11 protein-coding genes and 1 pseudogene are annotated in these 11,202 nt (G+C 64.2%); 11 read left to right on the top strand and 1 reads right to left on the bottom strand.

Features of this window, described 5'->3' with window-relative positions:
- From ENZ75_RS07740 to ENZ75_RS07710, 7 genes and pseudogenes are all read left to right on the top strand, one after another.
- A pseudogene (locus ENZ75_RS07740) lies at positions 1 to 183 on the top strand (ABC transporter substrate-binding protein); the annotation flags it as partial.
- A gap of 280 nt (positions 184 to 463) precedes the next feature.
- Positions 464 to 1,060, top strand: coding sequence for a thioredoxin family protein (locus ENZ75_RS07735; protein WP_063168544.1), 597 nt, complete (start codon positions 464 to 466; stop codon positions 1,058 to 1,060).
- Positions 1,061 to 1,091: 31 nt separating this feature from the next.
- Positions 1,092 to 2,717, top strand: a complete 1,626-nt coding sequence (locus ENZ75_RS07730) for an FAD-binding protein (RefSeq protein WP_024501571.1) — start codon at positions 1,092 to 1,094, stop codon at positions 2,715 to 2,717.
- Positions 2,714 to 3,040, top strand: a complete 327-nt coding sequence (locus tag ENZ75_RS07725) for a ferredoxin family protein (RefSeq protein ID WP_013530816.1) — start codon at positions 2,714 to 2,716, stop codon at positions 3,038 to 3,040. The genes ENZ75_RS07730 and ENZ75_RS07725 overlap by 4 nt, the downstream gene beginning before the upstream one ends.
- A gap of 17 nt (positions 3,041 to 3,057) precedes the next feature.
- Positions 3,058 to 3,894, top strand: a complete 837-nt coding sequence (locus tag ENZ75_RS07720) for an ABC transporter ATP-binding protein (protein ID WP_013530817.1) — start codon at positions 3,058 to 3,060, stop codon at positions 3,892 to 3,894.
- A gap of 12 nt (positions 3,895 to 3,906) precedes the next feature.
- Positions 3,907 to 4,803, top strand: coding sequence for an ABC transporter permease (locus ENZ75_RS07715; protein ID WP_127224208.1), 897 nt, complete (start codon positions 3,907 to 3,909; stop codon positions 4,801 to 4,803).
- 36 nt (positions 4,804 to 4,839) lie between these two features.
- Entirely contained in the window at positions 4,840 to 5,859 is a 1,020-nt protein-coding gene (locus ENZ75_RS07710) for an aliphatic sulfonate ABC transporter substrate-binding protein (RefSeq protein WP_063168543.1), read from the top strand.
- A 57-nt stretch (positions 5,860 to 5,916) separates the two neighbouring features.
- Here ENZ75_RS07710 and ENZ75_RS07705 read toward each other — a convergent pair whose 3' ends face one another.
- Positions 5,917 to 6,945, bottom strand: a complete 1,029-nt coding sequence (locus ENZ75_RS07705) for a LacI family DNA-binding transcriptional regulator (RefSeq protein ID WP_024501567.1) — start codon at positions 6,943 to 6,945, stop codon at positions 5,917 to 5,919.
- Between the two features lie 336 nt (positions 6,946 to 7,281).
- Between ENZ75_RS07705 and ENZ75_RS07700 the strand changes: the two genes are divergently transcribed.
- The 4 genes from ENZ75_RS07700 to ENZ75_RS07685 all read left to right on the top strand — a co-directional run.
- Positions 7,282 to 8,895, top strand: coding sequence for an extracellular solute-binding protein (locus tag ENZ75_RS07700; protein WP_063168542.1), 1,614 nt, complete (start codon positions 7,282 to 7,284; stop codon positions 8,893 to 8,895).
- 81 nt (positions 8,896 to 8,976) lie between these two features.
- A complete protein-coding gene (locus ENZ75_RS07695; protein ID WP_024501565.1) occupies positions 8,977 to 9,837 on the top strand; it encodes a carbohydrate ABC transporter permease in 861 nt (286 codons plus the stop codon).
- Positions 9,834 to 10,793 carry a sugar ABC transporter permease gene (locus ENZ75_RS07690; RefSeq protein ID WP_063168541.1) on the top strand — a complete coding sequence of 320 codons (960 nt, stop codon included), beginning with the start codon at positions 9,834 to 9,836 and terminating at the stop codon, positions 10,791 to 10,793. Before ENZ75_RS07695 ends, ENZ75_RS07690 begins: the two co-directional genes overlap by 4 nt.
- Positions 10,790 to 11,202 (top strand): ABC transporter ATP-binding protein (locus tag ENZ75_RS07685; protein ID WP_164887755.1); only part of this gene is annotated, 413 nt, incomplete at its 3' end. The genes ENZ75_RS07690 and ENZ75_RS07685, both read left to right, overlap by 4 nt.

Here is an 11,202-nt window from a genome sequence, read left to right as displayed (position 1 = left end):
GGCGACGGCAAGGGCGGGCCGTCGGCCGAGCTGGTGTTCGGCAACCGCGCGCTGGCGGCAACGCCGGCGGCAGCCAAGAAGGCGCTGGTCGTGCTCGACGGCGCCTACATGATCGGCTTCGGCCCGCGCACATCGGATGCGATCCGCGACCTGGCGAAAGCGCTCTATCCGGAAGGGGAATGACGTCGCGAAAATCGCAAGACGGTTCGGCTGGGCAGTACAATTTCGTCGCCGAACCCCGTTGCGCTTCATAAATGCTGTCCGTCCGGATTTCTCCGGATCGGCTTCCGCCCGAACAAACTTGGCGGCTCGGCCTGAAACATTGGCACGATATTCTAAGCCGCGCGGTTGACCGTGAATGCGCTCTCCAGCCTATAATTATACTAAATTCATAGACTAACTGCGAGCGCTCGGAGCGCTCGCATCTTGGCCTGTGAAAATGGTTGCACAAGGGAGCGCATCGATGCCGAAAACAGAGTCCAATCCGGTCGACCTCGGCACCAGGGCCGCCGACTTCCTGCTGCCCGACGCGCAAGGTGTGCTGCACCGCCTTGCCGATTTCGACGCCAAGCCGGCCTTGCTCGTCGCTTTCATCTCCAACCGCTGCCCGTTCGTCGTGCTGATCCGCGAGCAGCTTGCCGCTTTCGCCAGGGATTACGCCGGCAAGGGGCTGCAGGTGGTGGCGATCAACGCCAACGACCACGAGGCGCATCCGGAGGAGACGCTCGCCCGCATCGGCGAGGAGGCCGGAAAATTCGGCTATTCCTTCCCCTATCTCAAGGATGCGTCGCAGCAGACGGCGAAAGCCTATGGCGCGGCTTGCACGCCCGACTTCTTCCTGTTCGGCACTGACCGGCGGCTCGCCTATCACGGCCAGTTCGACGATGCGCGGCCGGGCAACGGCAAGCCGGTGACGGGTGCCGATCTGCGCGCGGCGGTCGATACGGTGCTGGAGGGCGGCAGGCCCACTGCCAGCCAGGCGCCGTCGATCGGCTGCAACATCAAGTGGAGCGCGGGCAACGAGCCGGTGTGGTCTTCCAGCGCGGCCCGCGCGGCCTAGCGCCTGCTTCGACTTTATTCGCCAGGTCTCCATGCCCAAGCCGCAAAAATCCGCTTCCGACAGCTTGCTGCTCCAGGCCGACGTGCTGGTGCTGGGCGGCGGTCCGTCGGCAGCTTGGGCAGCAGTCGCCGCGGCCGAGGCCGGCGCCAAGGTGGTGCTGGCCGACAAGGGCTATCTCGGCACCAGCGGCGCCACCGCGCCGTCCAACACCGGCACCTGGTGCGTGCCGCCGGGCGACAACAGGCATGCCGTGGTCGAGCGACGCTGGCAGCGCACCGGCGAACTCGCCGACCCGCGCTGGATGCTGCGCTGCGTTGACACCGCCTACCGCAACCTGCTCAGGCTCTCCGAATGGGGCTATCCCTTCCCGAGCGAGGATGACGGCCGGCTCTACATCGCCAATCTGCGCGGCCCGGACTACATGCGCTTCATGCGCCGCCGCGTGCTTTTGGCCGGCGTCACCGTCCTCGACCATCATCCCGCGCTCGAACTTTTGTCGGACGGCGATGCCATCGTCGGCGCCGCCGGTGTCGCCAGGCAGATCGGCCAGGATTGGCGCGTCGACGCCAACGCGGTGGTGCTGGCGACCGGTGGCTGCGCTTTCCGCGAGCGCATCCTCGGCGCGACCGGGCTGACCGGCGACGGCTATCTGATGGCGGCGGAGGCCGGCGCCAGCCTGTCGGGCATGGAGTTCACCGGCAAATACACGCTGGCGCCCTACGGCTCCTCGTTGAACAAGGGGCTGCCGTTCCGCTGGGCGTCGTTCCATCGCGAAGATGGCTCACCGATCGTCGGGCCGACCGGCGAGCCGTTGCGCAACGGCATCGGCGACCGCGAGGAGGAAGTGGCGCGCGCGCTGATCGACGGCCCGGTCTACGCGCGGCTCGATCAGGCCGAACCAGCGCTGCAGGGCTGGCTGCGCCAGGGCCAGCCGAATTGCTTCGTGCCCTATGACCGCGCCGGCATCGACCCTTTCAGCGAGCTGTTCCGCATCACCCTGCGCGCCGAAGGCACGGTGCGCGGCACGGGCGGCATAGACATCGTCTCCGACGATTGCGCCACCGGCGTACCCGGCCTCTATGTCGCCGGCGACGCGGCCAGCCGCGAGATCATGACCGGTGCGGTGTCGGGCGGCGGCGCCGTCAATTCGTCCTGGGCGCTGGCCAGCGGCTGGTGGGCGGGCAAGGGCGCTTCGACCCATGCCAAGCGCCGGACCGGCAAGGCATTCCGCACTGAGGTGCAGTCGCTTGGCCAGGCTGGATTACGTCCTGCATCATCGCCGCGCGTCGACATCTCGGCAGGCGAAGTCATCGAGGCGGTGCGCAGTGAGGTGACGCCGCTCGACAAGAATTTCTTCCGCACCGGCGAAGGCCTGGAGAAAAGCGGCGAGCGGTTGGAGAGTGTCTGGCGCGACGTGCGCGACCATCTGCAAGGCGACGGGCTGGATAGGGTCCGTACCCGAGAGGCAGCTTCGATCGCCGCCGCCGGGCGCTGGTCCGTGGCCGCAGCGCTGCACCGCACCGAGAGCCGCGGTATGCATCGCCGCACCGATTTGCCGGGCAAGAGCCCGGCCTTCGCGCACCGGCTGGTCATCACCGGTGTGGATGCGTTCCGCATCGCAGGCGCGCCTGAGCGGCTGGCGGAGCTGGCGTCATGATCGAGATCGTCTCGGCCACGCGCTGTGTCGAATGCGACATCTGCGTCAAGGTGTGCCCGGCCAACGTCTTCGACGCGACCGAGAGCGGCGTGCCAGTGATCGCCCGCCAGGAGGACTGCCAGACCTGCTTCCTGTGCGAAATCTACTGCCCGACCGACGCGCTCTATGTGGCCGAGTTCGCCGAAGGGCCGACCGGCATCACGGAAGCTCAGGCCGACGCCCGACAGCTGTTTGGCTCCTATGCCCGCGCGCTCGGCTGGAAGCGCGGCAAGGCCGGCGGCTCGGAATTCGACCCGACGCACCGCATCCGCGTGGCGCAGTGAACCGATCGGAGACAGATATGGACCGTATCGTCGTCAGCGACATCAGCAAGACCTTCCAGCTCAAGCCGGGGCAGTTCGTCACCGTCGATGGCGAGGCGACCGACCGCGTCACCGTGCTCGATGGCGTTGACCTCTCGATCCGCAAGGGCGAGTTCATCACGCTGGTCGGCCCCAGCGGCTCGGGCAAGTCGGTGCTGCTCGACATCATTGGCGGGCTGACGCAGGCGACCGGCGGCGACGTCAAGCTCGATGGCCGGCGCATCACCAGGCCCGACCCGAAGACCGGCTATGTCTTCCAGCAATATGCGCTGTTTCCCTGGCGCACGGCGCTCGCCAACATCGAATATGCGCTGGAAGTGCGCGGCGTGGCCAAGGCTGAGCGCACGGCGACGGCCCGCCATCTGTTGTCGCTGTTCGGCCTTGCCGGCTTCGAGGACCGTTTTCCCAACCAGCTGTCCGGCGGCATGCAGCAGCGTGTGGCGATCGCGCGTGCGCTGGCCAGCAACCCGGAAGTGTTGCTGATGGATGAGCCGTTCGCGGCGCTTGACCAGCAGACGCGCGAGCTTCTGCAAGGCGAGCTGCTGCGGATCTGGGGCAAGATCAACACGACGGTCATTTTCGTCACCCACTCGATCGACGAGGCGATCTTCCTCGCCGACCGGGTGGTGGTGATGACGGCGCGGCCGGGCGCGGTGAAGGAGATCATCGATATCGACCTGCCACGGCCGCGCGACGGCGACATCCGCGCCAGCGCCGAATTCAATCTATATCGCGCTCGCGTCTGGGACGTGCTGCGCGACGAGGTCAACAAGGCGCAGAAGGACTGGACTCTGTCGCCAGCCTTCAGTCACTGAGGAACTGGACCCATGGCCTATCTGACCGAGAAGTTTGGCTCCGCTGGAGCGCTCCACCTGTTTGCCGGCGCTGGCGAAACGGTAGCCGCCGCCAGGGTCCCCGCCATCAAGGCCAACGCCAAGATCCGGAGCAAGAAAGCGAGCCGCGGCACATTCCTCTATGGCTTGCCGCTGCTCGGCCTGTTCTTCCTGCTGTGGGAGATCGCGCCCCGGCTCGGCTGGCTGAACCGGATCTTCTTTCCGCCGCTGAGCGAGGTGCTGGTCGCCGGGTGGGCGCTGCTCGCCTCGGGCGTGCTGATCGAGCATATCGGCATAAGCCTGCAGCGCGCTGCGATCGGCTTCGCACTCGGCGTGGTGGTCGCCATCCCGCTCGGTCTGTTGATGGGGCGCTATTCGCTGTTCGAGAAGGTTTCCGACCTTTTGGTGCAGACGCTGCGCAACACCTCGCAATTCGCGCTTCTGCCGGTGTTCATCCTGCTGCTCGGCATCGGCGAGGAATCGAAGGTCGCGATCACCTTCTACTCCTCGGTGTTTTTTCTCCTCGTCAACACGATCAGCGGCGTCAAGTCGGTCGATCCGCTGCTCATCAAGGCGGCGCGCTCGATGGGCACGTCCGACTTCGACCTGTTCCGGAAAGTCATCCTGCCGGCCAGCATTCCCTCGATCGTCGCCGGCGCTCGGCTGGCGGTGAAATCCTCGCTGTTCGCGGTCATCGGCGCCGAGATGCTGGCGGCCAAATCCGGCCTCGGTTTCCTCATCCAGAATTCGCAGCTGATGATGGAAACGGCCGACATGTACGCCGGCATCCTGACGCTGACCGTCATCGGCCTGACCGTCAATTACCTGCTCGTCTGGTTCGAGCGCTGGGCAACAGCCTGGAAGGGCCAGTCCGAGACCTCGCTCATTTAAGCGGCCCCATTCATTCCAAACAGGAAGGATTTTCCCATGCCCAACATCCCATTCGACGCAATTCGCCGGCTGCTTCTGAAGGGCGCCATTGCCGTCGTAATCGGCCTTGGCGGCATGCCTGCCTTCGCACAGGACAAGCCTGACATCATCCGCATCGGCAGCACGGCGCCGGGGCACCTCAAATTCATCCTCGCCAAGAAGGACGGCTGGTGGGACAAGGAATTCGCCAAGGACGGCATCAAGGTCGAACTGGTGACCTTCAACGGCGGCTCGGAAGCCACGACGGCATTGGCGACCGGCGCCATCGAGTTCACCTATACCGGCAACAATCCGGCGCTGCGCGTTGCTGCGTCCGGCGCCGACGTCAAGCTGATCGGCCTGTCGAGCTATGTGAAGGCCGGCGGTTCCTACATCGTCGTCAAAACCGACTCGCCGTTGAAGACGCTGCAGGATCTCAGGGGCAAGAAGGTCGCCTATCTCACCGGAACGGTGCGGCATTCGAACTTCAGCAAGGCACTGAACAGCGTCGGCCTGACCACCAATGACGTCGAAGGTCTGAACCTGCCTTTCGAGGCATCCGGCCCGGCGCTGCTGCGCGGCGATATCGACGCCATTGTCGAGACGGATTCGACGGCGGCCAAGCTGGGCGACACCGGCGAGGCGCGGGTGCTGTTCGACACCAGCACCCATCCGGAATGGAACGTGCCGAACGTCATCTCGGTCAACGGCGCCTTCGCGGCGAAATATCCCGATCTGGTCAAGCGGCTGCTGAAGGTCGACATCGAGATTTCGCGTTGGGCCGACGCTCATCCGGACGAGACGATCAAGACGTTTGTGGAGGCGACCAAGTCGTCGGAGAAATCCGTCCGCAAGACCTATGCCGACGGGGTGTTCCACCAGGATCCGAAACTCACCGACGACGCGATCGCCGCCTTGCAGGGCGAGGAGAAATTCATGGCCAGCGCCGGGCTCCTGAAGGGCTCGATCGACTACGGAAAATGGGTCGACAAGAGCTTTGTCGATGGCGCCGCGGCTGAAGTCGCTGCCGTCCAATAGACTGGAAGCATCGAGCGGGGCGGGCGCTTTACCGCGCTGCCCCGTTCGTCTGGTCCGTCAAATCTCTGGGATGTTCTCCTTGAAGATCACCTGCAGCCTTGGCTGGTGCAGTTCATAGGGCAATCCCCGGACCGCATGGGTCAAAGTGTTGAGCGCTTCGCGGGCTTCGACGCGCGGGTTCTGGTCGATGACCGCGTCGAGCGTGCCGTCGAGCAGAAGGTCCTTGGTGCCGTCCGTCACCTCGTGGCCGAGGAAGACCATGGACTGGGCGCGGCCGTGCTCCTTGAGCGCGCGGGCGATGCCGGTGTTGCCGGCGCCGACATTGTAGATCGCGGCAAGGTCGGGGTGCCGCTCCAGCAGGGCCGATGCCTCCGAATAGGCCTTCTCGCGGTCGTCGAGCATTTCGCGCATCTCGACGATCTGCAGGTTGGGTGATTCCTCGGTCAGGACGTGGCGGAACCCCATCTCGCGTTCTTCGTGGCCGCGATAGGACAGCGAGCCGGCGAACAGCGCCACCTTGCCCGGATGCCCCGATCCCATGAAGCGGTTGAGCAGATAGCCGGCCAGCCGCCCGGCGGCGCGGTTGTCGATGCCGATATAGGCGACCCTGGGCACATGCAGGATGTCGGAGGCGATGGTCACCACCTTGATATCGTTGGCCGACAGGGATCGGATCGCTTCGCGCACCGTCGGATGGTCGAGCGCTATAACGCCGACGCCTTGCGTCTGTCCGCGCAGGTCCTGCAGCAGGCGGGCGAGCCGGTCAGGATTGAAGCCCTCGATGGTGGCGATATGGACATCGAGGTCGGGCCGCGCCAGAGCCTGTGCCTCGATGTGCCGGTGCAGCATCTTGATGAAGGAATTGGTGCCGGCCGGCAGCGCGAAGTCGAGTCGGATGACCTCGCCAGGCGAGGGCCGTGGCGGCGCGCCGTTCGGGCCTTCGGCGATGTAGCCGAGGCGCTGCGCCATTTCGAGCACGATTTCGCGCGTGCGCGCCCGCACGCCGGGTCGGTTGTTGAGCACGCGGTCGACGGTGGCGGCCGAGACGCCGGCTTCCCGGGCTATGTCAGTCAGGGTGGAACGCACCGTCTTTCATCTCCTGCATGCGTCAGATCGGCTGGTGACGGCTTCCCCGCCATCGGCGATTCTGATGGGAAATGATGTATCCGCCCTTAGCCCATGCGCAAGCCGCCGCGCTAAATCAAATGGTCCGGCAGGGCTGCGCAGGGCCGGGAAGGGTCGTGTGCCCTCAAATTGAAGCACCCGGCATGATGCATGGATCCCGTTTTTGTGCATTTCCTTGCCCTATTGCGATGTTGTGAGGTGTTTTGATTATTTATGATGTTGACAGCCTTGCCATGCTGCCGTCAATATCCCTCATAAGGGCCGTGGAGGAAACGTGGCCCTGAGGGAGGAGTTTCAATGTCTGACTTGATCCGCATCTCGCGGCGCCGGCTGCTGGCATCCGGAGGAAAGGCGGCTGTGATCATGGCCGCCGCTGGTATCGCACCCCAATTCATTCGTCCCGGCCGCGCCTATGCGGCCGACGCGCTGGCGCCAGGCATGATCGGCGGCCCGACGGGCTTCGATGGAGCCGAGCGCTACCAGTATGGCGCCGACACGCCGGAAGGCCGCGCCATCGAGGCGGCCAAGGCGCTGAAGGGCGCCGGCAAGGCGCCCGCCAAGATCGTGCTCGGCCTGTCCGACGGCTCGATCGGCCAGCTCACGCAGCCGTTCCCGGCCGGTGCGCCGTCGATCAAGGAGCTGTGGGAAAAGGAAACCGGCATCGCGATCGAAATCGTCGGTTTGCCGAACGGCCAGGAATTCACCAAGACGATGCAGGACATCTCCACCAAGGGTGGGGCCTACGACATCTATTCGACCGAATGGAACCGCCTCGGCGACCTCGCCGAAACCGGCGGCATCGCCAAGCTCGATGACTTTGTCGCGCAGCACAAGCCCGAATGGGACGATCCCGTCAGCGGTTATGTCAACGGCGCCAAGGGCGTGTCGCTGCTCAACAAATACCGCGGCTCCAACTATGGCGTATCGCTGGATGGCGACTTCCAGACCTGGGTCTACCGCACCGATTTGTTCGGCGACGAAGCCGAGAAGAAGGCCTTCAAGGACAAATACGGCTACGATCTGGCGCCGCCGAAGACCTGGAAGCAGCATGGCGACATCGCCGCCTTCTTCCAGCGACCGGACAAGGGCCTGTTCGGCTCGACCGACCTGCGCAACCAGGGTTGGGGCTATACCAATTGGTACCAGCGCTATGTCTCGATGGCTTCGCCCAACCAATTCCTGTTTGGCGATGACGGCAAGCCGATGATCAATTCCGAGCAAGGCATCGCCGCCACCAACGAATATGTCGCTTCGCTCGCACATCATTCGCCGGATGCGATCTCCTGGGGCTGGCCGGAGCAATACGGCAACTTCGCCAAGGGTGGTGCGGCGATGACCTGCGCCTTCTCCAACCTGCCGAAATTCCTCGACAATGCCGGCAACAAGGATTCGGCCGTCACCGGCAAGATCGGCTCGATGCTGCCGCCAGGCCGCGAGATCGACGGCAAGCTGATCAGCCGTTCCGTGCTGTGGTTCTCGCTGACCGGCATGGTTTCGTCGCAGTCGAAGAACCAGGAGGTTGCCTATCTCCTGCTGCAATGGCTGGGCTCGGCCCGTATCTACGCCTGGATGAGTGCCAATCCCGGCGGTTATCTGGACCCGTTCCGGCTTTCGGACTTCTCCGATCCGCTGGTGCGCCAGACCTATCATGCCTACCACATGGACGTCGTGCGCGAGACGGTGGCGCGCACCGTGCCGACCATCAACTATCCCGGCGCGACAGCCTTCCACAATGCGCTCGACGAGAACCTCATGGCGGCGCTGACCAAGGCCAAGACATCCGAGCAGGCGATGGCCGATACCGAGGCGGAGTGGAAGAAGATCGTGCGGCGCACCGGCGAGGACAAACTGCTCGAAGCCATCAAGACCAACAAGGAGGCCTGGCCGACAGTTCTCGACCCGATCGTCTGATCCATCTCCCTGGATCACATCGAAGGAGGGGAGGAGCCTGCTTTTCCCCTCCGCCCACAGCGCCACCAGCAAAGCCGCCAGATGAAGCGTTCCGTTCCTTTCCTGATATTCCGCTATGCCGCGATCTTCGCGGCCATGGCGGTGACGCTGGTGCCGATCCTGTGGATGGTATCGATGGCGTTCAAGCCGATCGCCGAATGGTCGGCGACCGGCGCCGACCTGACCTGGTGGCCGAAGAACCCGACGCTCAGCAATTTTCGTTTCGTCTTCGGCGAGTCGACCAACAATTTGATCGTCGCGCTCGACCGTACCGCGCTGAAGCCGATCCTCGCATCGCTGCTGTCGGCGGTTTTCGGCACGGTGATCGCCATGTCGGCGGGCACTGCCGCGGCTTATGGGCTGTCGCGTTTCGGCTCCGGCCAGAACCTGCCGCTGGCGCTGATCCAACTCAGGATCTTTCCGCCGATGGCGGTCATGATCCCGGTGATGATCATGTGGGCTTTCCTCAACTTCACCGATAGCTGGTGGGGGTTGGCGCTGATCTACGGCATCGTCACCTTGCCGTTCGCCTTCTGGCTGATGAAGACCTTCTTCGACGACATGCCGCGCGAGATCGAGGAGGCGGCGCTTGTCGAAGGCTGTTCGCGGCTGCGCGTCTTCACGCGCATCACGCTGCCGATGATGCGCGCGCCGCTGGCCAGTGCCGCGCTCTTCGTCTTCATCCTCAACTGGTCGGACTATCTGATCGCGCTGCTTCTGACGACGCGCGAATGGGTGACCATCCCGGTCTACATGGCCTCTCTTTCTTCCTCGATGACCGGGCAGCTCTATGGCGCCAAGGCAGCGCTTGGCCTGATCGCGGCCGTGCCGCCGGTCATCATGGGCATCGCCATCCAACGCCATCTGGTGCGCGGGTTGACATTCGGGGCGCTCAAGCAATGAGCGCGGTGACTGTCATGACTTCCAAGGATGAGGTGAAAGCCGTCGGAGCAAAGCCGGTTTCGCGCGATGAGGGCGCAAGGCTGGGTTTCCGGCTGACATTACCTGCGCAGATCCTGGTGCTGTTCATCTCGGCCTTCCCGCTGTTGATGCAGCTCTACATCAGCGTCACCGACTGGTCGCCCCTGTCGGGCACCGGCTGGTGGAACGCCTGGTCGATGTGGAACAGCTTTGCCAACTACACCGATCTCGCCGCCGACGCGCGCTTCTGGAGCGCGCTGAAGCGTACGGCCATCGTCATGATCGTCTGCGTGCCGGCGGAATTCCTGCTCGGGCTGGCGCTGGCGACACTGTTTGCCGACGATTTCCCGGGCAAGCGCGTCTTCTATTCGATCCTGCTGATGCCGATGATGGTGGTGCCTGCCGTGGCCGGCTACATGTTCTTCATGCTGTTCCAGTCGGGCGGCCCGGTGAACGACATCTTGTCGGCGCTCACCGGATCTCTCGTCACCATCGCCTGGCTGTCGGATCCGACTCTGGCGCTGATTGCGGTGATGGTCGCCGACATCTGGCAATGGACGCCGCTGATGTTCCTTATCCTGCTTGCCGGCCTGGTCGGCGTGCCGGAGGACCAGATCAAGGCGGCGACGCTGCTCGGCGCCAATCCGTGGCAGCGCTTCGTCACCATCGTGCTGCCGAAGATGAAGACGATCATCATCATCGCGTTGGCGATCCGGGTGATCGAGAACTTCAAGATCTTCGACACGCTCTACATCATGACCGGCGGCGGTCCAGGCGTCGCTACCGAAACCATCTCGGTCTACATCTACAAGCTCACCACGCAGGACCTGATCTGGGGCTATGTGGCGGCGATCGCGCTGGCCATTTTGGTCGTGCTGTCGATCGTCGCAGTGTTTGCCATGAAGCGCATGGCGCGTGCACGCGAGGTACCGGCATGAGCGCCATCCACCTGCAAAACCTGGTCAAGAAATTCGGCGACTTCACCGCGCTGAAGACCATGGACCTGGCAATATCAGATGGCGAGTTCATGGCGCTGCTCGGCCCGTCGGGCTGCGGCAAGTCGACGACGATGAACATGATCGCCGGCATGGAAGAACCGACCGGCGGCAAGATCCTGTTTGGCGAGCGCGACATGGCCGGCGTGCCGATGGGCCGGCGTGGCGTCGGCTTCGTGTTCCAGAACTACGCCATCTTCACGCATATGACGGTGCGCCAGAACCTTGCCTATGGACCAAAAATGCGAGGGGCTGCCAAAGCCGAGATCGATCGCCGTGTCGGCGCCATCGCCGAGATGCTGCAGCTTTCGCCGCTGCTCGACCGCAAGGCCGACAGGCTGTCGGTCAATAT

It is taken from the genome of Mesorhizobium sp. M7A.F.Ca.CA.002.04.1.1, from assembly GCF_004022805.1.
Classification (GTDB): Bacteria; Pseudomonadota; Alphaproteobacteria; order Rhizobiales; family Rhizobiaceae; genus Mesorhizobium; species Mesorhizobium ciceri.
Note: the sequence above shows the minus strand (reverse complement) of the source record. Positions and strands in the feature narration are given on the sequence as shown.